Origin of the sequence: Polyangium sp. 15x6, from assembly GCF_029960785.1 — a bacterium.
Classification (GTDB): Bacteria; Myxococcota_A; Polyangia; order Polyangiales; family Polyangiaceae; genus Polyangium.
This window is the reverse complement of record NZ_JASBQE010000048.1, coordinates 48,508-74,019: the sequence shown is the minus strand read 5'-3', so window position 1 is coordinate 74,019 and position 25,512 is coordinate 48,508. Positions and strand designations below refer to the sequence as shown.

The 25,512-nt window shown below is 69.9% G+C and carries 21 protein-coding genes; 8 read left to right on the top strand and 13 right to left on the bottom strand.

Going from position 1 to position 25,512, the window contains the following annotated elements:
* Nucleotides 1-22: 22 nt before the first annotated feature.
* Both QHF83_RS30335 and QHF83_RS30330 read right to left on the bottom strand, forming a co-directional pair.
* Nucleotides 23-970 carry an acetyl-CoA carboxylase carboxyltransferase subunit alpha gene (locus QHF83_RS30335; RefSeq protein ID WP_282421471.1) on the bottom strand — a complete coding sequence of 316 codons (948 nt, stop codon included), beginning with the start codon at nt 968-970 and terminating at the stop codon, nt 23-25.
* Nucleotides 971-979: 9 nt separating this feature from the next.
* Complete coding sequence (locus QHF83_RS30330; protein ID WP_282421470.1) at nt 980-2,965, bottom strand: adenylate/guanylate cyclase domain-containing protein; 1,986 nt, start codon at nt 2,963-2,965, stop codon at nt 980-982.
* Nucleotides 2,966-3,140: 175 nt separating this feature from the next.
* On the opposite strand from QHF83_RS30330, the gene glpK reads away from it, so the two are divergent.
* Both glpK and QHF83_RS30320 read left to right on the top strand, forming a co-directional pair.
* A complete protein-coding gene (glpK, locus tag QHF83_RS30325; RefSeq protein WP_282421469.1) occupies nt 3,141-4,652 on the top strand; it encodes a glycerol kinase GlpK in 1,512 nt (503 codons plus the stop codon).
* A 359-nt stretch (nt 4,653-5,011) separates the two neighbouring features.
* Nucleotides 5,012-5,812 (top strand): UPF0158 family protein, encoded by an 801-nt coding sequence (locus tag QHF83_RS30320; RefSeq protein ID WP_282421468.1) that lies wholly within the window; start codon nt 5,012-5,014, stop codon nt 5,810-5,812.
* A 6-nt stretch (nt 5,813-5,818) separates the two neighbouring features.
* Here QHF83_RS30320 and QHF83_RS30315 read toward each other — a convergent pair whose 3' ends face one another.
* Entirely contained in the window at nt 5,819-6,496 is a 678-nt protein-coding gene (locus tag QHF83_RS30315; RefSeq protein ID WP_282421467.1) for a hypothetical protein, read from the bottom strand.
* Nucleotides 6,497-6,624: 128 nt separating this feature from the next.
* On the opposite strand from QHF83_RS30315, the gene QHF83_RS30310 reads away from it, so the two are divergent.
* The gene (locus tag QHF83_RS30310) at nt 6,625-7,674 is read left to right on the top strand and encodes a BMP family ABC transporter substrate-binding protein (RefSeq protein WP_282421466.1); all 1,050 of its coding nucleotides are present in this window, start codon (nt 6,625-6,627) and stop codon (nt 7,672-7,674) included.
* 3 nt (nt 7,675-7,677) lie between these two features.
* On the opposite strand, the gene QHF83_RS30305 is transcribed toward QHF83_RS30310, so the two are convergent.
* From QHF83_RS30305 to folP, 3 genes are read right to left on the bottom strand one after another with little or no spacing between them, the layout of a single operon-like run.
* A complete protein-coding gene (locus QHF83_RS30305; protein ID WP_282421465.1) occupies nt 7,678-8,625 on the bottom strand; it encodes a CdaR family protein in 948 nt (315 codons plus the stop codon).
* Entirely contained in the window at nt 8,622-9,923 is a 1,302-nt protein-coding gene (cdaA, locus tag QHF83_RS30300) for a diadenylate cyclase CdaA (RefSeq protein WP_282421464.1), read from the bottom strand. The genes QHF83_RS30305 and cdaA overlap by 4 nt, the downstream gene beginning before the upstream one ends.
* Before the next feature lie 3 nt (nt 9,924-9,926).
* Nucleotides 9,927-10,751, bottom strand: coding sequence for a dihydropteroate synthase (folP, locus tag QHF83_RS30295; RefSeq protein WP_282421485.1), 825 nt, complete (start codon nt 10,749-10,751; stop codon nt 9,927-9,929).
* A 361-nt stretch (nt 10,752-11,112) separates the two neighbouring features.
* Here folP and QHF83_RS30290 point away from each other — a divergent pair, with 361 nt between their 5' ends.
* The 3 genes from QHF83_RS30290 to QHF83_RS30280 are packed head-to-tail and all read left to right on the top strand — an operon-like array spanning nt 11,113 to nt 15,616.
* Nucleotides 11,113-12,843, top strand: a complete 1,731-nt coding sequence (locus QHF83_RS30290; RefSeq protein ID WP_282421463.1) for an HDIG domain-containing metalloprotein — start codon at nt 11,113-11,115, stop codon at nt 12,841-12,843.
* A gap of 37 nt (nt 12,844-12,880) precedes the next feature.
* Complete coding sequence (locus QHF83_RS30285) at nt 12,881-14,608, top strand: acyl-CoA dehydrogenase family protein (RefSeq protein WP_282421462.1); 1,728 nt, start codon at nt 12,881-12,883, stop codon at nt 14,606-14,608.
* Between the two features lie 39 nt (nt 14,609-14,647).
* Nucleotides 14,648-15,616 (top strand): GNAT family N-acetyltransferase, encoded by a 969-nt coding sequence (locus tag QHF83_RS30280; RefSeq protein WP_282421461.1) that lies wholly within the window; start codon nt 14,648-14,650, stop codon nt 15,614-15,616.
* Nucleotides 15,617-15,620: 4 nt separating this feature from the next.
* On the opposite strand, the gene QHF83_RS30275 is transcribed toward QHF83_RS30280, so the two are convergent.
* Nucleotides 15,621-16,259 (bottom strand): hypothetical protein, encoded by a 639-nt coding sequence (locus QHF83_RS30275; protein WP_282421460.1) that lies wholly within the window; start codon nt 16,257-16,259, stop codon nt 15,621-15,623.
* Nucleotides 16,260-16,341: 82 nt separating this feature from the next.
* Nucleotides 16,342-17,544: a DUF1343 domain-containing protein gene (locus tag QHF83_RS30270; RefSeq protein ID WP_282421459.1), complete on the bottom strand. Its 1,203-nt coding sequence runs from the start codon at nt 17,542-17,544 to the stop codon at nt 16,342-16,344.
* Nucleotides 17,545-17,711: 167 nt separating this feature from the next.
* Here QHF83_RS30270 and QHF83_RS30265 point away from each other — a divergent pair, with 167 nt between their 5' ends.
* Both QHF83_RS30265 and QHF83_RS30260 read left to right on the top strand, forming a co-directional pair.
* Complete coding sequence (locus QHF83_RS30265) at nt 17,712-19,196, top strand: serine/threonine-protein kinase (protein ID WP_282421458.1); 1,485 nt, start codon at nt 17,712-17,714, stop codon at nt 19,194-19,196.
* A 141-nt stretch (nt 19,197-19,337) separates the two neighbouring features.
* Nucleotides 19,338-20,909 (top strand): serine/threonine-protein kinase, encoded by a 1,572-nt coding sequence (locus QHF83_RS30260; RefSeq protein ID WP_282421457.1) that lies wholly within the window; start codon nt 19,338-19,340, stop codon nt 20,907-20,909.
* Nucleotide 20,910: 1 nt separating this feature from the next.
* Here the strand turns inward: QHF83_RS30260 and QHF83_RS30255 are convergent, their stop codons facing one another.
* The 5 genes from QHF83_RS30255 to QHF83_RS30235 all read right to left on the bottom strand — a co-directional run bounded on the left by QHF83_RS30255 (nt 20,911) and on the right by QHF83_RS30235 (nt 25,367).
* Complete coding sequence (locus QHF83_RS30255; protein ID WP_282421456.1) at nt 20,911-22,293, bottom strand: trypsin-like peptidase domain-containing protein; 1,383 nt, start codon at nt 22,291-22,293, stop codon at nt 20,911-20,913.
* 75 nt (nt 22,294-22,368) lie between these two features.
* On the bottom strand, nt 22,369-23,202 hold the full coding sequence (gene truA, locus QHF83_RS30250) for a tRNA pseudouridine(38-40) synthase TruA (protein WP_282421455.1): 834 nt from the start codon (nt 23,200-23,202) through the stop codon (nt 22,369-22,371).
* Between the two features lie 15 nt (nt 23,203-23,217).
* Nucleotides 23,218-23,580 carry a hypothetical protein gene (locus tag QHF83_RS30245; protein WP_282421454.1) on the bottom strand — a complete coding sequence of 121 codons (363 nt, stop codon included), beginning with the start codon at nt 23,578-23,580 and terminating at the stop codon, nt 23,218-23,220.
* A 25-nt stretch (nt 23,581-23,605) separates the two neighbouring features.
* Complete coding sequence (gene rsmD, locus QHF83_RS30240) at nt 23,606-24,187, bottom strand: 16S rRNA (guanine(966)-N(2))-methyltransferase RsmD (protein WP_282421453.1); 582 nt, start codon at nt 24,185-24,187, stop codon at nt 23,606-23,608.
* 40 nt (nt 24,188-24,227) lie between these two features.
* Nucleotides 24,228-25,367 carry a PEGA domain-containing protein gene (locus tag QHF83_RS30235; RefSeq protein ID WP_282421452.1) on the bottom strand — a complete coding sequence of 380 codons (1,140 nt, stop codon included), beginning with the start codon at nt 25,365-25,367 and terminating at the stop codon, nt 24,228-24,230.
* Between the last annotated feature and the right edge of the window lie 145 nt (nt 25,368-25,512).

The following is a 25,512-nucleotide window of genomic DNA, read 5'->3' as shown; positions in this document are numbered from 1 at the left end:
CCGGCCCGCCGTGCGGGAAAGGTCAGGCGAGGAAAGACCCGAGCGCGCGGAAGCGACGGTACCGATCCTCGACGAGGTCATCGCCCGAGAGACCGTCGAGCGAGGTGAGCGTCTGCCACAAGGTCTCGTCGAGCCTGCGCGCGGCGTCGTCGTGGTCCTGATGCGCGCCGCCCGTCGGCTCGTCCACGACGACGTCGACCACGCCGAGCTGCAGGAGCTCCGGCGCCGTGATCTTGAGCTGCGCCGCGGCCTCGTCCGCGCGCGCGCCGTCGTTCCACAGGATCGCCGCGCACCCCTCGGGCGTGATGACCGAGTAGCAGCCGAACTCCATCATGATCACGCGGTTCGCCACGCCGAGCGCGAGCGCGCCGCCCGATCCACCCTCACCGATGATCGTCGCGACGATCGGCACACGCGCCCTCGCCATGGCCGCGAGCGCCGCGCCGATGGCCTCGCTCTGCCCGCGCTCCTCGGCGCCGATGCCGGGATACGCGCCGGGCGTGTCGATGAACGTGAGCACGGGCAGGCCGAACTTGTCGGCGAGCTCGTACATGCGAATCGCCTTCCGGTAGCCCTCCGGGTGGGGCATGCCGAAGTTGCGCTTCACGTTCTCCTTCGTGCCGCGGCCCTTCTGGTGGCCGACGACGACGACGCTGCGGCCGTGGTACGTCGCGAGTCCCGCGACGATCGATTGATCCTCGGCGAAGCGTCGATCTCCTTTGAGCTCAACCCATCCGGTGAAGAGCCGCTTCACGTAATCGAGCGTGTAGGGCCGGTTCGCGTGGCGCGAGAGCTGGACCTTCTGGATCGGCGTGAGGTCCGCGAAGATCTCGCGCGCGAGGCGCGACGTCTTTTCTTCGAGGCGCTGGAGCTCGGGTTCGAACCTGCGATCGGAGGCGGCGAGCGCGCGCAGCGCCCTCACCTTCTCGACGAGGTCCGCGATCGGCTTCTCGAACGGCAGGACGAACATGGCGGGAGGTCACTCCGAGATCGTCGGTTCCGCGACGATGTTCGCGGGTACCTGCACCGACGTCGCCGCGCGGATCACGTTGAACACCCGCAGCGGCTTCTCCTTGCCCTTCACCTTCGCCGACGGGAGCTCCTCCGTTTCGAAGCGCCCCGCGAGCCTGTCGTGCGTCATCTCGCTGACCACGATCTGCCCCGCCAGCGCGACCGAGCAGAGCCGCGCCGACGTGTTCGCCGTGTCGCCGATGACGGTGTACGAGAGCGCTTTCGAGCTCCCGATGTAGCCCGCGACGAGCGGGCCCGTGTGGATGCCGATGCCGATCGCGAGCGGCGCGAGGTCGCGCTGCAAACGGCGTCGATTGAAGTCGCCGAGCACCTCGCCCATCTCCAGCGCGCATTGCACGCTGCGGATCGCGTCGTCGGGGTGGATCACGGGCGCGCCCCAGATGCCCATGATCCCGTCGCCCATGAATTTGTCGAGCGTGCCCTCGTACTTGAAGATCGTGTCCACCATGAGCTCGAAGTACTCGTTCAGCATGTCGACGAGCTCTTCGGGCGGGGTGTTCTCGCTCATCGCGGTGAAGCCGCGGATGTCGCTGTTGAAGACCGTGCACTCCTCGACGCGCTGACCGCCGAGGCGTACCTCGAGTTGGCCGCTCATCACGCGCTCGGCGATGTTCGGCGAGAGCAGCCGCGAGAAGCGCTCGCGGGCGATGATCTCGTTCTCGATCTTCTTCCCGAGGATGTTGATCTCGATGAACATCGAGGCCTGGTGGGCCACGGCCACCACGAGCTCGAGGTCCTTCGGCTGGAACTGCGCGAGCGTCTCCGAGTCGAGCCAGAGCACGCCGAGCACGTCCTGCGTGTTGTTCGGCGCGACGAGCGGCACGACGATGGCCGAGCTGATCCGGTTCAGGATCATGCTCTTGCCCTTGGAGGCCGCGAAGTCCATGGCCGCGTCGTGCGTGAGGACGGCCGCGCGCTCCTTGACCACGTGGTTCAGGATCGTCGACGAGACGCTGATCGGCGCCGTGGTGCCGTCGCGGCGCTGCGAGGCGCGCGGCATGAGCTCGCCGTTGTCGTCGCGGAGGAAGATGACGCCGCGGTCGGCCTTGATGAACTTGATGATGCTCGCGAGGATCTTGTCGAGCAGCTTCGACGTGTCGCGCTCGGAGGCGATGTCGCGCGCGAGCTCGTGCGAGAGGCGCAGACGCTCGTAGTCGGCACGGAGCTGGTTGTGATCGCTGGCGAGGCGGTCGAAGGGCAAGAACCCCTTCTCCACCGCGGCGATCTGCGTGCCGATCTGGCGCGCTTGATCGTTCAGGTCGATGCGCGTGCCCTGCGCGACGTACGAATGCGGGCCCGTGATGAACGTGTGCGCGCCCGAGCCCTTCCCCATCATCGTCATGTTGGGGTTCGCGTTCGGGATGCCGAGCGCCGGGTTCGGCGCCGGGAGCCCAGGCGCCTGCGGTCGCGACAGGTTCGGCGCGGCAGGAGCCGCTTGCTGCGGCGGAGGGCGCGGCGGCATCGGCGGCGGCGCAAAAGCCCCCGGCGGCGGCCGATTCGCGGGGGCGGCGGGCACGGCAGGCAAGACGTGCGCGGACTGTGCAAGGGGCGAAGGCGCGACGGGCGCGGGCCCGGGCGTCGCGGCCCACGCTTGCGGCTGCGGCGGCGGAGCTGGGACGGGCGGCGGGCCACCGGCCACGCCTGCGACCGGCGTGTCGTCGAAGCGGCCGCGCGTCGATCCGAGGGCGATCTCGTCGCCGTGCTTCAGGGGAGCCTCGCCGCGGACCCGCTCGTTGTTGATGAACGTCCCGTTCAGGCTGCCCAGATCACGCAGGTAAAACTGCGTCCCGCGGAGCTCGATGATGCAGTGCTCCTTGGAGACGATCTTGTCGAGCAGCTGGATCGAGTTGTTGGGGTGGCGCCCCAACGAGTTCACGGGCCGCAGCTCGATGGCCTGCTGCCCTTCGGCGGTCTGCAGGATCAGTCGAGCCATCAGGTGAGCCGTTGCGCTTGCATTCCGAGAACCACGGGAGGCCCTGCCCGCACGAATGCAGACGGCCGCCGAACCGGTACGGGCAGAAGTGTATTCCTTCTCGTGACATTAAGCGAGGGGTTCGACGCGCCGATCGTCCTTCCCCCGGCGCGGCCGCCAGGCTAGGCCCGAAACCATGGCCGCCGACCTTCTGCTCGCGATCGATCAAGGGACGACCGGGACGACCGCGCTCGTGCTCGACACCGCCGGGACGACCCGCGGCCGCGCGACGCGCGAGTTCCCCCAGCACTTCCCGCGCCCCGGCCTCGTCGAGCACGAGCCCGAGGACATCTGGCAAAGCGTGCTCGAATCGGTGGAGGCCGCGCTCGCCTCGGCCGGCGTCAAAGGGGATCGCATCGCCGCCGTCGGCATCACGAACCAGCGCGAGACCACGCTCGTCTGGCAACGCGCGACCGACAAGCCCATCCACCGCGCGATCGTCTGGCAAGACCGACGCACCGCGGATGCATGCGCGAAGCTCCGCGAAGGCGGCCACGAGCCCGCGGTGAAACGCACGACCGGCCTCGTGCTCGATCCATACTTCAGCGGCACGAAGCTCACGTGGCTGCTCGACAACGTCGACGGCGCCCGCGAGCGCGCCGAGCGCGGCGAGCTCGCGTTCGGCACCGTCGACAGCTACCTCGTCTGGCGCCTCTCCGGCGGCGCGCTGGGCGGCTCGCCCGTGCACGCGACCGACGTGACGAACGCCTCGCGCACGCTGCTCATGAGCCTCGCGACGCTCGATTGGGACCCGGCGATGCTCGATCTCTTCCGCGCCCCGCGCAGCGTTCTGCCGAAGATCGTCGACTCGGCCGGGCTCATCGCGAAGACGCTCGGTTTTCCGCACCTGCCCGACGGCGTGCCGATCACGGGCATCGCGGGCGATCAACAAGCCGCGCTGTTCGGCCAGGCCTGCTTCGACACGGGCGACGCGAAATGCACGTACGGCACGGGCGCCTTCGTGCTCGTCAACATCGGCGCGCAGCCGATCGCGAGCCGCTTCGGGCTGCTCACGACCGTGGGCTGGAAGGTCGGAAGCGAAGTCGTCTTCGCCCTCGAAGGCAGCGCGTTCATCGCGGGCGCGGCCGTGCAGTGGCTCCGCGACGGGCTCGGCATCATTCGCAGCGCGGCCGAGATCGAGCCGCTCGCCGCGAGCGTCCCCTCGAGCGAAGGCGTGACGTTCGTCCCCGCGCTCTCCGGCCTCGGCGCGCCGTACTGGGATCCGGACGCGCGCGGCATCATCCACGGCATCACGCGCGGCACCACGAAGGCGCACCTCGCGCGCGCGACGCTCGAAGGCATCGCGCTCGAAGTGACGGACCTGCTCCGCGCCATGTGCGACGACCTCGGCAAGCCCCTCGGCCGCATGCGCGTCGACGGCGGCGCCGCGAACAACGACCTGCTCATGCAGTACCAGGCCGACACGGCGGCCATCACGATCGAGCGCCCGATCGAGCTCGAATCGACCGCCCGCGGCGCCGCCATGCTCGCCGGCGTCGGCGCCGGCCTGTTCAGCGGCGTGCGCGACGCCGCCCGGATGTCCCGGGTCGAGCGGACGTTCGAGGTCGGCATGTCCGACGCAGAACGAAATGGCCACCTCTCCCGCTGGGCCGACGCCGTTGCCCGCGCCCGGTCGTCACGCGCTTGACGCCGTGGATCCGCCGCCCGGGACAGACGGACTCCGGCCAGACACGCTCGTCCGTTCGCTGGACGAGCATTTCTGGCGCGAACCTGCTACGTCGCTGTATTCGGGAGCAAGACGTGGGACGCTTGGCAAGCCGGCACACCCGACGCCTGGGACGAACCCGCCCTGGCGGCGCCCATCCCACCGAGATGGCCGAGCTTCCGGCCTGGGGAACAGGCACTATGTTGCGAGAGTTCACCCCAAAGCGACCTCACAGAGCGTAAAATTCTATGTCAACGGAGAGCTCCCGTTCTCACTTGGTTCCCCTGCAGAGGCCCGGCCGGCCCGCCACACGTCGGGTCGTGTCGCTCGATGAGGAGGAAATGCCGAAGCCTGAAAATCCTTCCACCTCGGGGGTGGTCTACCGGGACATCCCGATCGATTGGGAGGCGCTGGAAGACGCGTTCGAGAACAACGCGCCCGAGGTCCACTCTTACCTTCACCTCGTGACGGGTGACGTGCTGCGCGTCGTCGACGGAGTCGCGGACCCGCAGATGCACGCGCGCATCGCGGCCGATCCGAACTACCTCCGGATCGACCCGGTGAGCTCGCGCGAGCAATACCGCTGGATGGAGCGGTTCATCCCGATGGTGGAGGACCCGGAGCTGCAGGGAAAGCTGACGCAGGCGATCGACGGAAAAGGCGCCTTCCGCCGCTTCAAGGACGTGCTGATGAGCTACGGCCCGGAGCGCGAGCGCTGGTTCTCGTTCCGCAGCGAGCGTCTCCGCATCTTCATGGAAGCGTGGCTCAACGCGCACGCGCTGAACCCGATCGCGCGCCCCGTGTGGGTGCCCGAGCAGCCCCCTTCCCGCGCAGAAGGACAGCCCGCGGAGCCCACCGCCGCGCCCGTCCCGAGCACGCGTGAGCTCCGCGAAGAACCGCCGCGCGAGCTGCGCCGCGGCAAGAGCGTGGAGACGCTGCGAAAGAATCTTCGCGACATCGCCGACGCCCTCGGGCCGCGCGACCTCGACACACTCACGGCCTTCGCGGAGTTCTTGAAGGCACGTCGCGCCGCGCGCTCGTTCGCCCATCATTACGAGGGCAGCCACGCGCACGCCGAGGAAGAGCCCGCTCCCGCCTCGCAAGAGATCGTCGGCGGCGAAGCGCGCTCCGCTTCGTCCTGACGCGCGCTAGCGCGAGCGAACGATCGTGACCGTGACGCGCGAGCGCGCGGTCTGGAAGTAACTCGCGATCGCATCGCCGAGCCGCTGCGCCACGACCCACCGACCGAGCGCGACCGAGACCTGTTCGTACGGACGACCCGTGAACGGCGTCGTGCCCGTGCGCAAGAGGGCGCGGAGCTCTGGGTCGCTCGGCGCGAGCATCGGCGCGACCATGCGGTCGAGGTAGAGGCTCGCGCGGGCCTGGCGGCGCAGGAGCGCGTCGATCTCGTCCGAGCCGATCCCTTCGGCCTTGGCGGCGGCGATGAGCTTGTCCCGTCCCTTCACGCGTTGCTCGAGCACCGCGCGCGCGGCCTCGGCGCGGCTCGCGATCTCGGTCGCGTCGGGCGCAGGCAGGACGGGCAAGCTCGCGAGGAGCGTCTCGGCGATGTGTCGATCGAGCGCCGCGCGTACGTGGCGATCCGTAAACGGCGCGGGATCCGGATCCGGATCGGCCAGGGCCTCGACGCGCGCTTCGAACGCGAGCTCGCGCTCGTAGACGAACTGCGGGCGCGTGACGCCGCCCGTCTCGGGCGCATGCCAGCGGACGACCACGCGATCGAGCAGCGCGGGTTTCGCCTCGGTCTGGGCGCCGGCGGGCGCGGCGAACGCGAGCGCGGCGAGGACGAGGAGGACGGCCGGGCGCATCGAGGCGCGAACTATAGCGCGGGCGCGCCGCTCCATCGAGCGAGGCACCAGGGGTGAATCGGCCGGGCTCTGCCCGGACGAGAGGGGGACGCAAAGCGTACCCCTCGGGACTGAGATAGCCTCGGTGCATGGCCGAAAGGAGCCCCCCTGCCGCGTCGAAGCTCGCCGTGGTCACGCTCGTCGTCTCGCTCGCGGCGGCCGCGTCGACGCTCCTCCCAGCGCGCGCGGAGGAGCCGCTCCCGGAAGGGCCGCACGCGAACGTACGCGTGGGCCTCGTGTTCGACGTCGGCGGGCGTGGCGACAAGAGCTTCAACGACGCGGCGTACGAGGGCCTGTCACGCGCGGCGCGCGAGCTCGGCGTGACGACGGAGATGCTCGAGCCGAGCGGCGCGGAGGATCGCGAGGCGGCGATGCGCCTCTTCGCGGCGCGCGGCTTCGACCTCGTGATCGGCGTGGGGTTCATCTTCTCGACCGACGTGAACGTGGTCGCGCGTGATTTCCCGAGCACGCGCTTCGCCTGCATCGACTACGCGCCGCCGATGGAGGGCGCGATGCCGCCGAACATCGCGGGCCTTCGGTTCCGCGAAGAAGAAGGCTCGTTCCTCGTCGGCGCGGTCGCGGGGCTCATGTCGAAGACGGGCCACGTGGGGTTCGTCGGCGGCATGGACATCCCGCTCATCCGCAAGTTCGAGGCGGGCTACCGCGCCGGCGTGCGCGAGGTTTGTTCGCGCTGCGAGGTGCACACGGCGTTCGCAGGCACGACCCCCGACGCGTTCCGCGATCCGGTGAAGGGCAAGGCGCTCGCGAACAGCGAGATCGCCGCGGGCGCGGACATCGTCTACCACGCGGCCGGAACGACGGGGCACGGCGTGTTCGAGGCGGCGCGCGACATGGGCGTGAAGGCGATCGGCGTGGATACCGATCAGCACGACGAGATGCCCGGCACGGTGCTGACGAGCATGATCAAGCGCGGCGACATCGCCGTCTTCGACACGATCCGCGACGTGGCCGAGGGCCGCTTCCAGGCGGGGCTACGCACGTTCGGCCTCGCCGAGGACGCCGTCGGCTACGTCGACGAAGGGCCACACGCCGCGGGCATCCCCGAGGACACGAAGCAGAAGGTCGAGGCGCTCGCGCAGCGCGTGATCCGCGGGGAGATCAAGATCCCCGAGCGCTGACTTTCACCACTTCACGAGCACCTTCGGCGGATCGACCACGACCTTCACGTGCGGCACCTCGAGCAGCACGTCGAGGTACGCGCTGCCCGGCTTGCTCACGTCGGCGCCGGAGCTCTTCGGCTCCACGCGCGGCACGAGCGACTCGGGCGAGACCGCGTTCACATCTTCGTTCGATCCGACGAGGCGCACCTTCACCGTCGGCGGCGTCGTCTGGGCGCGCGGCAGGCCCACGACCTCCACGCGCAGGTTCGCGAACTCCTTCTTCGCGAGCTCACGCGCGATCTCGACTGTCGCGATCACGCTGTCGACGACGTCGTAGTTCACGAGCTTCGGCGGCTTGTCGAGCGGCAGCGGCCGGCGGTAGACGCCCTCGGTCAAGCCCGTCACGTCGAACGGCGCCGCGCGCGCGTACTGCATGACGTCCACGATCGAGCGAGGCCCGCGCGCCTGCACGACCTTCGGCTCGGAGCCGATCACGCCCTTCACCGCGAACGTCGGCGCGGGCTCGCCCGTGCGCGCGATCTGCACTGGGATCTCGCGCTCGACGACGTCGTCCCAGCGCAGCTCGATCGACGGCGGCTGGACCTCCTCGATCTGCACGCCCGTGGGCACGCGGAACATGCTCGGCTTGAGGTCGATGTTCGTCTCGCGTCCGCTGCGCAGGTTGAGCTGCAGCGTGCCGAGATCGTCGCTGCGCAGATCATCGAGCTGCGTGCGCGAGCCGCGCAGCGTGACCTTCACCTCGTTCGGGATCTGCGTCATGAGCTGCCGGTTCGCGCTCTCCGGCGGCATGATCGACACGACGCTGACCGAGAACGTGCGCTGCGCGTTCTCGGCGCCGTGGATGAACGCGTAGATCCCGAGCGCGCAGAGGAGCGACAGGATCTTCAGCCCGATGTTGTCGAGCAGCGCGGCGCGGATGTTCTCGCGAAGCCCGTCCTTGGCCGTCATGAGTCATCACCGTGGCTGGGGCTGCCGGCGCCTTCGCCCGCGCGCGCGGTGGGCTGCGTGCCCGGCGGCGTGCTCGAAGGCGGACCTGGGGGCGTACTGGGAGGCGTGCTCGGAGGCGTCGTGGCTTGCGGCGCCGCGGGGACCACGCCGGGCGGCGGCATCGTGGCCGCAGCCGTGGGCACGTGATCCGAGGACGGCGGCGGCGGCGGCACGGTCGCCGTAGGCACGAACGTGTTCGGCCGCAAGGTCGGCGCTGCGACCGAGGCCGGCGGCATCTCCGTGGTCGTGGCCGGTCGCATCGGCATCGCCGTGCTCGGCGGCATGCGGGAGGCGGGCGTGGCCTGCGCGCCGGGCATCGGCGTCGCGCCGGCCGAGCCGGGCGTCGGGACCGAGGGGGGTGTCGGGATCGACGGGCGCACGGCCGGCGCCGGGATCGGGGGCGTGCGCACGGGCTGCGGCGGAGGCGGCGCGGACGGGGGCTTGCGCGCGGCGGCGGCCTTCTGCTTCTTGCGCGACGAGCGCCCGAAGAGGCCGAGCAGCGCGTGCCGGAGCGACTGACCGTCGAGGTTCGAGACGATGTTGCCGCTGAAGCAGAAGCTGATCGTCCCGCGCTCCTCGCTCACCACGACGACGACCGCGTCGGTCTCCTCCGTGATGCCGAGCGCGGCGCGGTGGCGAGAGCCGAGGCTCGCGTCGAGCACCTTCGTCTCGGGCATCGGGAAGAACACGCCGGCGCGCGCGATCTTGAGGTCGCGGATCAAGACCGCGCCGTCGTGCAGCTTGTTCACCGACTCCGGCACGAAGAGGCTCACGAGCAGCTCGCGCGTCACGACCGAGTCGAGGGCGATGCCCTCGCTCTTGCAGAACTCGAGCACGTTCGCGTCCTGCTCGAACGCGATGATCGCGCCCATGCGATGGCGCGCGAGCTCCGTCGCCGCCGCCACGACCTCGTCGATGACGCGCGACTGCTGCTCGCGCCCGCCGGCGAGCCACGCCTTCGAGCCCATGCGGATCAGCGCGCGGCGGATGTCGTTCTGGAAGACGACGACGACGATCAGGATGATCGACGAGAGCAGCCACGAGAGCAGGTGCAGGAGCGTGGCGAGCTCGAACGTCTTCGCCGCGAGGTAGAGCAGAAAGACGATGCAGAGCCCGATGCCCATCTGCATCGCGCGCGTCCCGCGCATCACGAGCAGCGCGCGGTAGATGACGTACGCGACGATGAAGATGTCGATGAAGTCCCGCAGGATCTGCAGGAACGGGCGCGCGGCGAAGAGGCGAAGCAGGCCGTCGAGCATGGCTCAGGCGTCCCCTTCCCGGCGCGCGTCGATCGCCGCCGCGACCGCGAGCGCTTGCACCACCTCTTTCACGTCGTGCACCCGCACGATCGCTGCGCCGCGCGCCACGCACGCGAGCACCGCGGCGATCGTCCCGCCGAGCCGCTCTCCCGGCGGCGCGATCGCGCTCGCGTCCGGCGTCCATGCCGCGCGCGCGACGAACGACTTTCGGCTCGGCCCCACGAGCACCGGAAAGCCGAGCTTCGCGAGCTCGTCGAGCCGCGCGCAGAGCTCGATCGAGTGCCGCGCGTTCTTCGCGAACCCGAGCCCCGGATCGAGTACGAGGTCCTCGCGCGGGAGGCCCTTCGCGAGCGCCCGCTCGGCCGCTTCGGTCCACTCGCGCGCGATGTCCGCGACGACGTCCCCGTAGGCGGCGTCGTCGTACATCGAGAAGCCGCGCATGTCGGTCATCGAGCCGCGGCAATGCATGAGGACGAGCGACGCGCCGAAGTGTGCGCAGAGCGCGCCGAGCTCGGCCGCTGGTTCGAGCGAGACCGTGTTCACGATGCGCGCGCCCTCGCCGAGGGCCCACGCGGCGACGTCGGGCAGCGTGGTGTCGATCGAGACGACCGCGCCGAGCTCGACGCTCGCGCGGATGAGCCCGCCGATGCGCCGGATCTGCTCGGCCGCGTCGATCGGGGAGGAGCCCGGCCGCGTCGACTCGGCGCCGATGTCGAGGATGTGCGCTCCTTCGATCACGAGCCCCCGCACATGCGCAACGGCTGCCGCATCATCCAGGAATCGTCCCCCATCCGAGAAAGAGTCCGGGGTCCGATTACAAACCCCCATGACGAGCGCGCCCCGTCGGCTCGAAAAAAGCGCGCGGAGCGGGGACGACATTGTGTGTGCGTAGCAAGTTCCGAGCCGCCCGGCAATCTTCGATGGTGTGCGGCAAAAACCTCGCGATCCATCCGCGAAATCCTTGGACATTTTCAATGTCGAGCCGGACGCCGTGCGGGCGCGGCTGCGAGGGTTGCGTTCTTCGGGTGGCGCGACACGTGCGATCCCCCTGACGCGCGGCGAAATGCCTGCTACGGTCGGCCGATCCGCGTGTCCGAGGCGTCTCGGGCCGCATTCGGCCGAGGCCACGCCGCGGCCCGAGCGAATGATGCTAGCCACGCGTGTTCGAGCAGGGGCGACGGCCGGCCTCGTGCTGAGCCTGATTTTCGCGGCCCTGTTCACGGCCATCGGGACGTTCGAGCTGTACCTGCCCTCCATGGCACCTCGCCTCGGAGAGACGGCGCCGGTCACGCTCCGCATTCCCTACGGCCCGCGCATCGTCCGCGACGCTCGCTCCGGCCGCCTCGCGTACGAGCACGCCCGTGTGATCGTGCCGCGCGGCACCCTCCTCCAGGAGGACAACGACGAACACCGCGCCGCCTTCGCCTACGAATCGACGCGTAGACCGCCGGCGACGGCGCGGCTCGTCTCGGTGTTCGTCATCCACTTCATCGTCTGCCTCATGCTCACCGCGTACCTGCGGCGCTTCGGGCAGAACCGCGTGCGGCTCCTCCGCGCGCAGATCGGACTCCTCAGCCTCATGGCGGGCAGCGTCGCGCTCGCCAAGGGCATGCTCCTGTTCACGGCGCTACCCGAGTTCTGGGTGCCGATGGCGGCGCTGCCGCTCTGGGTCGCGCACGCCTTCGACAGGCGCACGGCCTTCCTCGTCGATCTCGCCGTCGCGTTCGTCGCGGCCTCGCTCCTGCGCTTCGACAACATCCTCCTGTCGGTGCTGCTCGTGCGCGGCGTCGCGGCCACGCTCTTCTTCTTCGATCGCAAGCACGCGCGGCAGATGCTCGTCGCGGGCACGCTCGCGGGCATCTCGGGCGCGGTCGTGTTAATCGCGCTCACCGTCGTCTACGAGGGCCGCTTCAACCTGCTCGCCGACATCTTCCGCGGCACGAGCTCGAACGTGCTCGGCTGCATCGGCGGCGGCATGCTCGCGGGCATCCTGGCGCGCGCGCTGCGCGATCCGGCCGAGCGCGCCATGGGCCACGTTTCGCGCGAAAAACTGATGGATCTCACGGACCTCGAACAGCCGCTCTTGCGGAAGATGTCGGCCGAGGCGCCGGGGAGCTGGGAGCACGCGCGGGCGATGGCGAACCTCGCCGAGGCCGCGGCGAGCGCGATCGGCGCCGACGCGCTGCTCACGCGGGTCGGCGCGTACTACCACGACCTCGGCAAGACCGTGCAGCCCAAGTACTTCGTGGAGAACCTCGCGCACGGCGAGAAATCGCCGCACGAGGAGCTCGATCCGGAGGTCTCGGCCGACGCGATCATGGCGCACGTCGTGATGGGCACGAAGATCCTGCGCGACGGCCGTATCCCCGAGCCCGTCGTCGAGTTCGCCTACACGCACCACGGCACGCAGGTCGTCGAGTTCTTCTGGCACAAGTGCAAGGAGCAGGGCAACCCGCGGGGCCTCACGCAGGAGTACTTCCGCTACCCCGGCATGAAGCCGCAGACGAAGGAGACGGCGATCCTGATGCTCGTCGACTCCATCGAGGCTGCGAGCCGCACGATCTGGCCGCCCGAGCAGAAGAAGTTCGAGGAGATGATCCAGCGCGTCATCTTCACGAAGCTCTCGAGCGGCCAGCTCGACGAGTCGGGCCTCACGCTCGAGGATCTGCGCATCATCACGACGCGCATGGCGACGACGCTCGTGAACCTCTACCACGGCCGCATCAAGTACCCGTGGCAACGCGACAGCGCGAAGCAGGAGGCCGAGAAGACGCCCATCGTGCACGGCGCGCAGCCGACGCCCACGGTCGTGCATTCGCCCGCCGAGCTGCCCGAGCCCAAGAGCTCGAAGGACGTCCCGAAATCGACCGAGCCGAAGGCCGAGGGCAAGCCCGCGACGACCGAGGAGTCCGCGAGCTGACGGCGATCCGCGCGGGAAAACTTGCTACAAGAAGCAAGTGCCCCCGCTGATCGAGCAAAGCTTCACGAAGGCGCTCTTCCACGGCGTGATCGCCGAAGACATGATCTTCCCGTACCCGGAGATGACCTCCGAGGAACGGCAGAGCACGTCGATCATCCTCGACAGCGTGCGCCGGTTCTTCGCGGCGAACGTGGACAGCGCGAAGATCGATCGCGAGCAGGAGATCCCGAAGGAGGTCATGGCCGGCCTCCGCTCGCTCGGCCTGTTCGGCCTGCAGATCCCGACCGAGTACGGCGGCATCGGCCTCTCCACCGCGGCCTACGCGCGCGTGATGCAGGAGATCGGCGGCCTGGATGCCTCGATCGCGGTCACGCTCGGGGCGCATCAGTCGATCGGCTACAAGTCGCTCCTGCTCTTCGGCACGCCCGAGCAGAAGCGGCGGTATTTGCCGAAGCTCGCGACGGGCGAGTCTGTCGCGGCCTTCGCGCTCACCGAGCCGTCCGCGGGCTCCGACGCCGCGGCGATCAAGACACGCGCGGAGATGGTCGACGGCGGCGCGGCGTACGTGCTGAACGGCTCGAAGATCTGGATCACGAACGGCGGCTTCGCGGACGTGTTCACGGTCTTCGCCCGCACGAGCACGCTCGAGGAGGGCGCGAAGCCGAAGATCACCGCGTTCATCGTGGAGCGCGGCATGGGCGTCACGAGCGGCCCGAACGAGCACAAGCTCGGCATCCGCGGCTCCTCGACGACCGGGATCTTCCTGGAGAACGTGCGCGTGCCCCGCGAGAACGTCGTCGGCGACGTGGGCAAGGGCTTCAAGGTCGCGATGGAGGTCCTGAACTCGGGGCGCCTCGGCCTCGCCTCTGGCTGCGTCGGCATCTGCAAGACGCTGCTCCGCCTGGCGATCGCGCGCGTCGAGGAGAGGCGCGCCTTCGGCCGCAACATCGGCGACTTCGGCCTCATCAAGGACAAGATCGCGCGCATGCTCGCCGAGACGTACGCGCTCGAATCGATGACGTACCTCACGGCGGGCCTCGTCGACTCGAAGATCGCCGACTACTCGCTGGAGAGCGCGATCTGCAAGGTGAAGGGCTCCGAGACGCTCTGGGGCGTGGTCAACGAGACGCTCCAGATCGCCGCCGGCATCGGCTACATGCAAGAGTATCCGTACGAGCGCATCCTGCGTGACTCGCGGGTGAACCTCATCTTCGAGGGCACGAACGAGATCCTCCGCTGCTTCATCGCGCTCTCGGGCATGGCCGCGCCGGGCAAGGCGCTCGCCGAGGTCGCGAAGGCCATGCGCGAGCCCATCAAGGGCTTCGGCCTGCTCAGTGATTTCGCGCTCCGCAAGGCGCGCGCCGCGCTCGGCAGAGAGCGCATGACCCGCGTACACCCGCTGCTCGGGCGCGAGGCGGTGATCTTCGAGGAGTACGTCTCCGAGCTCGCCGTGCAGGCGGAGAACGTGCTGCGCAAGCATGGCCGCGACATCGCCGAGATGCAGTTCACGCAGCTCCGCATCGCCGACATGGTGATGGACCTCTTCGCCGTGGCCGCGTGTCTCACGCGCACGACGCGCGCGATCGAGCGGCGCGGCGAGGACGGAGCGCGGCGCGAGATCGATCTCTGCTCGCTCTACCTGAACATGGCCCACAAGCGCCTGCGGCAGAACGTCTCGGACTTCGCGCGCAACGACGACGAGCTGCGCAAGGCCATCGCCGGGCGCGCCTACATCGACGGCGCGTATCCGTTCGACGTGCTCTAGCGCGGGCGGCCGGGCGCGTGCTTTGCACGCCCCTCGCGCGTGACGACTTCACCAGGCTTTCTCATCGAACGCGCCGACGCACGGCACCGCGACTTCGTGCTGCATTTGCTCTCCGAGCACCTGCCCGGGTCGGACGTCGGGCGCAGGTACACCTGGCTCTACGAGCAGAACCCGCACGGGCGGGCCGTCACCGCGATCGCCCGCGACGAACGGAGCGGCGAGCCGCTCGGGATCACCTCGGTCTTCCCGCGCCGCATGCTCATCGCAGGCCGCGTGCGCCTCGGCTCGATCGGAGGCGACGGCTACGTACGCCCCTCGGCTCGACGTCGCGGCATCGCCACCGCGATGCACCGCGCCTCGCTCGAAATGATGCGCGCCGAGGGCGTCGAGGTCATGTTCGGCCCGCCCGAACCGCACAACCTGCGCGCCCTCGAGCGCGCCGGCGCGCGCATCGTTTGCCACGTGCGCCGCTTCGCGCGGCCGCGCCTCTTGCAGAGCATTCTCGGCCCGCTCGGCCGCCTCGCCGCTCGCGGCGCGCGCCTCGTGCCGATCGAGGGACGCGACGCCCGCGTCGATCGGATCTTCGAACGCGCCGTCGACGACACCGTCGTCACGCCCGTGCGCGACGCCGCCCATTACGCGTGGCGCTTCGTCGAGAGCCCCTCCCGCGCGCAGCGCGCCTTCGTCGTCCTCTCCCGGGACGAACCGCTCGGCCTCTGCGTGCTCGAACATGCGGCCAGGCGCGTCGCCCTCGTCGATCTCGTCGCGCATCCGGACGATTTTGGGCACGCGCTCTCGATCATCGCGTCGAGCTCGGGCGCGGACGCGCTCGTGACGCAGCTCAACGAGCGCGGCCCAAATGCGGGGACCCTCGGGCGCGCCGGGTTCTTCCCGCGCGAGGGCAAACCCTTCCAGGTGCACGCGCGCGAGGGCATGGATCCCGCGGTGTTCGACGCGCGTCGCTGGTACTACGCCTGGGGCGACGGCGATCTCGATCGCGTGCTGTGAAGATTCAGCGCACCGCCATCGGACCGATCACCTCGAAGATCGGATCACTCTCCAGCACATGCGCGAACGAAACGAGCGGCACGCGCTTCTGTGCCCCCGTGCTCGACTCGTTCACCCCGACCCGTCCGGACGTGATCGCCTCACGTAACGTCACGAGCGCATCTCGATGTTGTCCGAGCGGACCGTCGCTCGGATCGAGCGTCGTCTCCGGCTGTACCTTTCGACCCGGCAGCTCCACCTCGAACATGCGGCCGCTGCGGTTTTCGATGATCCCGTAGACGTACACGCTCATCTCGGGCGCGGGCAGCACGCCGAAGGTCCGCTCGAGCTCGTTCAGGAGCGTCGCGAAGCGCGCACCATCGAGGCCCGTCGGCAAAAGCACGCCGTCGCGAGAGAGCTCGACCATCCGCTCGTGCAGATAACCGAGCAGCATCCCGCGCAGGCGCTCGGTGAACACGGGCGACGACGCGCGCCCCGACGCCGCGTTCATCGCCTCTTCCACGGCCGTGATCAGATCCTCCGCGGAGAAGATCGCCACGTCGATGAGCAGATCTTTGCAGAATGCGTGAACGAACGAGGATGCGTCTTTGCGGATCCCCTCGTCGAACCCTGCGAGCGCCTTCGTGACCGGCTCGGTGAACATGCAGGTGGGCCTCCTCGGTCGACGCTCCAGCGTAGCGCCAGAAATGCGCCGCAGGTAGCCGTCCCCCCCGGGCCGTCCGTGCTCAGATCGCCGCTTCTTGCAGCGCCGCGCTCGCCTCGGCCATCACATCCGGCCAGGTCGGATCCGGCGTCGACACGTACTCGGCGATCGAGCGCGCGTCCTCGCCCGCCTCGATCGCGCGCCGCGCCTGGTCCGAGCCCGTGAGCAGATCGAACGCGGGGATCGTGTCGATGTATTCGTACCGCTCGGTCCGGAACGCGAAGCTCTGCGGGTTCTGCCGGCGCGCCAGGGCGACGAGCGCGGTATACGTGGCGACGGGGCGGAACGTCATCCGGTCGGCGACGTGGATCTGCACGCCGCCGCAGATCTGGCCCGCGTGCTTCTGGAACGTCGGACGGAACGTGAGGGGTCGCGCGACGAACCCTTGGAGGCCCGTCGCCCGGAGCCCCTGCGCGAGCTGATGCCCGTCGAGCCACGGCGCGCCGATGATCTCGAACGGACGCGTCGTGCCGCGCCCCTCGGAGAGGTTCGTCCCTTCGATCAAGCAGCCGCCCGGGTACACCATCGCCGTGCAGAACGTCGGCATGTTCGGCGACGGCATCACGAACGGCCGGTCCCAGGTGTCCGCGTACTTCTCGCGATCCCAGCCCTCGACGGTCACGATCGACAGCGCGTCGCCGAGCGGGATGCCCTCGCGGCGCGCGAAGAGCGCCACGGTCTCGCCGATCGTGAGCGAGTGGCGGACCGGAATCGGCTCGAGGCCGACGAACGAGAGGAAGCCCGGCGCCTGCGAGCGGCCTTCGACCGTACGGCGCGAGCCCGTGATCGGGTTTGGACGGTCGAGCAGGATCACCGGCACGCCAGCCTTGGCCGCGGCGCGCGTGGCGAGCAGCGCGGTCCAGACGAACGTGTAGTAACGCGTGCCGATGTCCGCGAGATCGATGAGCAAAACATCGATCGATGCGAGATGCTCGGGCCGCGGCGAGAGGTCTTCGAACCGATCGCCGTAGAGGCTGATGATCGGCGCGCCGGTGCGCTTGTCTCGCGCATGCGGCACGTCGACCATGTCCTGTGCTTCGCCGCCGTAGCCGTGCTCGGGTCCGAAGAAGAGCGCGGGCTTGGCGCCGATGCGGGCGAGCACGTCGCCGATGTGCTCGATGCCCCGATCCACGCTGGCCGGATGCGCGAGCACGCCGAATCGCGTGCGGTTGAGGCGGGAAGTGACCGAAGGGAGGCGAGGGAGCCGATCGAGTCCTACGAGCACTTTCCGGCCGTACCCCGGCCCTAGCCGGTCGTCTAGGGGGTGAGCACGAGACTTACCAGACGACCCACAAAATCCAAGGAAATCAAAGGGGTTGGCTAATGTGCGGGCGCACAATTTCGGCGCCGTGGTACGCTGGCTTTGGTCGCTTAGGAGTGTGGGGCCGATCGATGGCGCTCCAGATTGGCCAGATCTACGGCGGCAAGTACCGCGTCCTCCGCCTGCTCGGCGAAGGCAAACACGGCCCCGTGTACGAAGGGGAAAACGTCGAGATCCATCGGCGCGTCACGGCCTTCGAGCTCGCGCCGTCGCTCTGCGCGCGCCCCGCCGCCGCGCTCGCCGCGTTCGCGCGCGACGCACGAGCGGCGAACGGCGCGTCGTCACCACACGTCGACAAGATTCTCGACGAGCTCGAAATTTCGGGTGGTGCGCGCATCCTCGTGAAGGAGCCACGCGAAGGGGTGACGCTCCGTCAGCGCATGCGCGAGCGTGGCCGCCTCGACGCCGACGAGACGAGCCGCATCGGCATCGAGATCGCTCACGGCCTCGCGGCAGCACACGCGCTCTCCGTCGTGCACCGCGCCCTCGAGCCCGAAAGCATCTTCCTCGCCGCGCGCGGGCAGGAGCCCCGCATCGAGCTCGTCAAGGTCCTCGATTTCGGCGTGGCCCATATCACGGAGAAGCAGCCGCCCGACCATGCCACGCCCTACACGGCCCCTGAACAGATCCGCACCACGAACGAGATCGACGCGCGCGCCGACATCTACGCGCTCGGCGTGATCCTCTACGAGTGCCTCGCCGGGCAGGCGCCCTTCGCCACGAGCGCCGAAGATGAACTTCTTTTCAGCATTGTGATGCAGGACCCTGCACCACTGGAGAGGCTCGCGCCGGACGTCGACCCCGAGCTCGCGACGATCGTGCACAAGGCCATGGCGCGCGACCCGAGGGTCCGGTATCAACGCGACCAGGACCTCGCGCAGGCGCTCGCCACGTTCCGGGCTCGACGTGGCCTCGGCGCCGTCCCCGAGGTGGCTCTTGCACCGCACCCTCCGCGCCCGCCATCGCCCTCCATGAGCGCCCCCGGGGACGACGACGACGACCTGATGATCGCGGACCACGGCACGGTCATCATGGACCGCAAGCCGCATTTCCCCACGCGTCAGGCCCCTCCGACCCCGCCGCCTCCGCCAGCCCAGGCCCAGGCGCCCGCGTCCGCGTCCGCGCGGCAGCCGCCACCGTCAGGCCCGGCGCCCGCGGGGCTGCCCGTCCTGCCTCCCGCGATCACCGGCGTGCCCGGACGACCGCAGCCGCAGGCCGGTCGTCCTCCCAAGGCGCTCGCCCCGATCGTCGGCGGCGCGGCGTTCGTGATCGTGTTCGTCCTGGGCGCGCTCATCATGCTGGCCGTGCGTTTCACGCAGGATCCGGCCGAGGAGGCCGCGACGCCCGCGCCCTCGGCGTCCGCGGCGCCCGCGCCTTCCGCCGTGCTCCCCGCGGTCACGCCGGTCGAGCCCGTGCCGACGTCGGAGGCGGTCGAGGGGACCACGCGGATCATCACGCCGCCGACGTCCGCGCCGAGCACGCGTAGCCCAGGTCCGGCGCGCACGTCGCCGACCACGAAAGGCACGGGCAAGCGCCGCATTTCGGACGACTTGTGAGCGCGCCTCGAGGATCTCGCGAGGCCCTCGGCGGGGCCGTCGAGAACTCGACTCCATGCGCCTTTCGCGCGTTATGATGAAACGCCCGCGCGCGCTTCGGAAACGTCTCCAGATCTTCCTCCCGACCCGACAAGGCAGTCGATGACGCTTCAGCCCGGCAACATCATCGAAGGCAAATACCGCATCCTCCGGCTCCTCGGGCAGGGCGGCATGGGCGCGGTGTACGAGGGCGAGAACGAGCGCATCCACCGCCGCGTGGCCATCAAGGTCCTGCACGCGTCCGTCTCGGGCAAGGAGGACGTCGTCCAGCGCTTCGAACGCGAGGCGCAGGCCGCGGGGCGCATCGGCTCCGAGCACATCGTCGAGGTGCTCGACCTCGGCAACCTGCCGACCGGCGAGCGCTTCATGGTCATGGAGTTCCTCGACGGCCAGAGCCTCGGCGATCGCATCAAGAAGCGAAAGCGCCTCACGCCGCAGGAGCTCGCGCCGCTCATCCACGGCCTGCTCGAAGGGCTCGCGGCCGCGCACGACGCGGGGATCGTCCACCGCGATCTGAAGCCCGACAACGTCTACCTGATCAACAACAAGAACCAGCGCGACTTCGTCAAGATCCTCGACTTCGGCGTGTCGAAGTTCTCCGCGCTCGACACCGACATGAGCATGACCAAGACCGGCGCGGTCATGGGCACGCCCTACTACATGTCGCCGGAGCAGGCGCGGGGCGGCAAGATCGACGCGCGCAGCGACCTCTACTCGGTCGGCGTGGTCATGTACCAGGCGATCACGGGACGACTGCCCTTCCAGGCGCAGACGTTCAACGAGCTCGTCTTCAAGATCGCGCTCGAGTCGCCCGACCCGGCCGAGCTCGTCGTGCCGAACCTCGATCCGGGCTTCGCCGCGATCATCGCGAAGGCCATGATCCGCGACGCGAACATCCGCTTCCAGACGGCGCGCGAGTTCCAGGCCGCCGTCGCGCAATGGATGATGGCGAACCCGGCGGGCCCCGAGCTCAGCGCGGGCCGCATCCCCACGATCCAGCCGGGCATGTTCGACCCGCGCATGAGCCAGCAGAACCCGCTCGTCGGCACGGGGCCGCTCGGTTTGCCCGCGGGGTTCGACCCGCGCATGAGCCAGCAGAACCCGATGGTCGGCGCGGGCATCCCCGGGACGTTCGATCCGCGCATGAGCCAGCAGAACCCGATGGTCATGGGTCAGCCCATCCCGGGGACGAGCCTCGGTATGTCGCACCCGAACCTCGGCATGTCGCATCCCGGGCTCACGGTCGTCGGCGCGCCGCCGCAGCGCAGCGGCAACGGCGCGATGATCGCGATCGGCCTGCTCGGCACGCTGCTCGTCGCGGCGAGCGGGCTCATCGTCTGGAAGTTCGTACTCGACAAACCGGCCGCGGGGACGCCGCCGGCCGTGACCACGCAAGCCGCGGCGACCACGCCCCCGCCGATGCCGACGCCCACGCCGACGCTCGCGCCGACGCCCGCGGCCACGCCGACGGAAGCGCCGACGCCGGCCGAGACGAACACGGCCGCGCTCGGCACGGCGACGCCTCCGGTCGGCACGGGCGGGCCGCTCCCGACGGGCGCGCGCACGAGCGGCACCGCGCCGCTCGGCACGGGCACGGGGACCGCGAAGAAGCCGCCGCCCACGCCGACGGCCACGTCGACCGGCGGCGGCCGCAAGATGGGCAGCGACCTCTGATCTAGCGGACGGCCGTGTAGAACGTCGCCTTGTCGCGACGAACCCGCAGGAGGAGCCGCCCGTCCTGCGCCGCCTTCTGCACGTCCGCGGACGTCGGCAGCCGCGCGAAGTCCGCCTCGAGCACCACGTCGCCGCGCTTGAGCCCCGCCCGGTCCGCCGGCGAGTCCGGCGACACGGCCACGATCTGCGCGAGCGTACTGCTGCCGTCGCCCTCCACGTCGCGCAGCGTGATCCCGAGCCCCTGCGGGCTCGACGCCTTCCGCTCGACCGGGAGCGCCGGCGGCGAGGTCTCGCTCTTCGCTTCGAGCGTCACCTTCGTCTGGTAGCGCTTGCCGCTGCGGATCACCTCCATCGCGAGGACCTCGCCGTCGTCGTGCAGGAAGAGCTCGCGGATCACGTCCTGCGCGTCGGCGATCGTGCGCGCGCCGATCTTCGTGACGATGTCGCCCGGCTCGAGGTGCGCCTTCTGCGCGGGCCCGCCGGCGACCACGGTGTTCACGAGCGCGCCCGAGGTCGGCGCGCTCGGGATCTCGGCCGCGAGCTGCGGCGTGAGGTCCTGGATCCCGATGCCGATCCAGGCGCGCATCACGCGCCCCGTCTTCAGGATCTGCGTGGCCACGCGCCGCGCGATGTTCGACGGCACCGCCAGGCCGATGCCCTGGCCCTTGCTCACGATCATCGTGTTGATGCCGAGCACCTGGCCGTCGAGGTTCACGAGCGGCCCGCCGGAGTTGCCCGGGTTGATGCTCGCGTCCGTCTGCAGATAGTCCTCGATCGCGTTCATCCCCACGCCGCCGCGGCCCTTCGCGCTGAGCACGCCCGTCGTCACCGTGTGCCCGAGGCCGAAGGGCGATCCGATCGCCACGACCCACTCGCCGACACGCGCGGCGTCGCTGTCGGCGAACGACGCGACGGGCAGGTTCGTCGCGTCGACGCGGAGCACGGCGAGGTCGGTCGCGGGGTCACGACCGGCCACGCGCGCGGACAAGGTGCGGCCGTCCTTGAGGCGCACGTTGATGGCGCGCGCGTCCTCGATGACGTGGTTGTTCGTGAGGATCGCGCCGTCGGCCGAGAAGATCACGCCCGAGCCCATGCCGCGCGTCGTCGCGTCGGCGCGGAACCAGCGGCCCGCGGAGCTGTCGCCGCTCGAGACCGTCACGTCGATCTGCACGACGGCCGGGCTCGTCTTCTCGGCGACCGCGACGAACGTATCGCCGAGCGCGCGCACCTCGGCTGCCGAGGGCAAACCTCGCGCGGGCGCGGGGAGCGCGGGCGGCGGCGGGGCCTTCGGGCGCGGCGGCGGGACTTGCGCGGAAGCGAGCGAAGAGGCCGAGCCGAGCCCGGCCATGACCAGCATCGAGGCGAGCATGCAGCGAGGGCGCATCGTTCCTCCGAGGAAGGCGGTAGCTCGATTATGGCTCTCCCGGGGCCGCGATGGCACGCGGAAGACGCGCGTGATTCACACCCCGGTCTCGCTCGGCCACGCCTCCCGCCCCTCGTCCGCGAGCGTCACCGAGACCAGGTACAGCCCATCCGGCGGCGCGGTGATGCCCGCGTCCTCCCGGCGCTTCGAGGCGAGCGCGCGCGACACCGCGCCGGGCGCGAGCCGCCCGCGCGCGACGTCCACGAACGTCCCCACGAGGATACGCACCATGTTGTGCATGAACGCGTCGCCCTCGACCTCGATCCGGACGAGGCGTGGATCGTCCCGGTCGACCTCCACCGACACGCGCCGCAGCGTGCGCACCGTGTTCTCCCGTGGATCCGCGGCCGATCGGAACGCGGCGAAATCATGCGTGCCCACGGCGAGGCTCGCCTCGGCCGCCGCGCGCGTGATGGAAGCATCGTCCCGGAGCTGCTCGACGCGCCAAACCCGACCTTCGAGGAACGGATCACGCACGAGGTCGCGCAGGAGCAGATACCGGTACCGCTTGCCCTGGCTCGCGAATCGCGGCGTGAATCCACGCGGCACGAGCGACGCGCGACGCACCGCGATCTCCTTCGGCAAATGCCTCGCCGTGCCGAGCACCCATCCGCGCGGCGGGACCTGGCGCGACGGATCGAACGCGACGCGCTGGCCGAAGGCGTGCACGCCCGCGTCGGTGCGGCTCGCGCCGCGGATCTCGCGGATCGTCGGGTCGAGGGCGCGCAGCGCGGCGAGAAGCTCGCCGGCGATCGTGCGGCGATCGGGCTGGTGCGCGTAGCCCGAGAAGATGCGGCCGTCGTAAGCGACGGTGAGAAGAATGCCGTCGGGCAGAGAGCTCGGGCCGCCCTCGTCAGCGGGCTCGTTCATGGGAAGAGCTGCTGGCTAGTTGCCGCCGCCGCCGCCGTCGCCGCCGCTGCCCGGCGCGGGCCCGGCGCCGTATCCGTAGAGGCAGGCCGCGAGCGCGTAGCCCTCGAGGGGGTTGCCCTGCAGGTCCTCTTTGCAGCACTCGGCCGGCGGCGAGACCTGGCCGTTGACGACGCAGGTGGCGAACGGATTGCAGCCGTTCTCGACGTTGTCGATGTGCCCCTCTCCGTCGAGGTCCTGGGTGCACGTGGGCGTCGTGCCCTCCTCGGAGGCGCACGCCGAGGCGCCGCAGAGCAGCGCCACGAAGATCGCCGCGAGGAGCGGAGAGGCTGGGCCTTTGCCTTTCGAGGAAGCGAAGGGTTTCATCGAGGTCGTGCTCATGGCTGGAAAGGGGTGAGGCGATACCTTACCCATCCGCGGCCCCGGAGGGAACGTCCTCCGCGCGCGTGTACAAGGAGATCGCCGTATCTCCGTAAATCCGGGTCTCGTCGAGCACGAGGCGCCCGGGCTTCGGCGGGGCGTCGCGGCTCGCGTGTTCGAACACGACGCGCGCCCCGGGCGCCGCCAGGTTCGACGTCTCGGCCGCGATCGCTTCGAGCACGCGCGCGGCCTCCGCGAGCGCGGCGTACGGCGGATCGAGCAGGATGAGCTCGAAGGGACCGAAGGGCGAGAGCGACGCGAGGGCGCGCGTGACCGGCTGCGTGACCACCCGCGAGGCGCCTTCGATCCCGAGCGACGCGAGGTTTTGCCGGAGCGCCGCGAGCGCGGGGCGGCCGTTCTCGACGAACACCACGCGCGAAGCGCCGCGCGAGATCGCCTCGATCCCGAGCGCGCCCGTGCCTGCGTAGAGGTCGAGCACGGCCGCTCCGGAGACGTCGCCGAGCACGTTGAAGAGCGCCTCGCGCACGCGATCGCTCGTCGGCCGTGTGGCGTGCCCCGACGGGGCGACGAGCCTTCGTCCGCCGAGCGAGCCGCCGATCACGCGCATGGGTGGAGGGGTGGGGAGAGCGCCGCCGCGTGCTTCGTGGTCAGAAGCGGAAGCCGACGTCGAGCTTGCCGCCGGTCCGATCGACGCGGGGCAGGACCATCAAGCCCGTCGTGGGTTTTTCCTTCGACGCCGTACCACTCGTCGCGACGAGGAAGACGCCGGCGCCGGCCGCGATGGCCGCGAGCGGATAGAACACGAGCTGCAGGAGCTGGCCCATCTCGCCCTTCGAGCAGAGCTCGTCCACCTGGGGTTTGTCGAAGCCGACGACGACCTGCTGGTTGCTGCGCGCGAGCTCGCAGATGTTCGTCTGCTGATCGTAGAACGCCTGGTTCTTATCGTAGTCGGGATCCTTGTTGACCCCGTTCACGGTCACGGTGCCGTAGATCCCGACCGCGCCGAACGCGACGCCCGCGCCGATCGCGGCGAAGCCGCCGATGCGCTTCCAGTTCGTCGGCGTGGTATCGCCGGCGGGGACGGGCGCGACGACCACGTCCGTCGGCGAGTTCGGCTTGACCGTGACTTCCGTGGACATGTCGGCGTAGCCGGGCGCCTTGACCACGAGGTTGTGCTTGCCCGAGGGGACGAAGAACGTGCCCTCGCCGTTCGCGAGCGCGCCGAGCGGCTGACCATCCACGAAGACCTGCCCGGCCACGCTGCCGGCCTTGACCTTCACCTCGCCCTTGGGCGGACCGTCCGTCAGCTTGTTCAGCGCATCGGTGGCGATCTTGCGCAGCGCCTCGTCCTGCGATTCGGTCAGGTTCGCGCTGTACTCGACCTTGTGGTCCGTCGTGCCCTTGCCGCGCACCCAGAAGTGCAGCTCGCCCGTGACGTTGCCGCCTTTGCCCTTGTCGAGCTTGCCCCACACGTACCGGTCGGCGCGGATCTGATCGGCAATGCGCGACTGACACCCGGCGTCCGGCGGATCCGGGCACTTCAGCGAGAGCGTGAGCACCTCGAGCGAGTAGTCCCCTTCGCCCTGCGACCAGCCCGGCGTCGCCCGGACCGCGTTCCGGAGCGCCTTCGTGAGCGCCTCGGCCTGGTCGTCGGCGTCCATCGTCTGGATCGAAATGATGTGGATCGGAAGCGTATCGGGCCCTGGCTCGGAGGCCTGGGCCGCGCCGATGGACATCCACGTCGCAAGCGCGAGCGTCGTCGCCAGACCGTATCGGGGTGCGCGCATGGTCATCTTGCCGCTCTCTCTCCTCCGCGCGACCACGTTATCCTCCCTTGGGCTCGTTCCGCAATTATGCGGTGACGGGGCGACGAGGATCGCGCGCTGTCACAGAGGAGGACGCCTCGCGTCCCCCCTCTCGGCCATGCGAAGC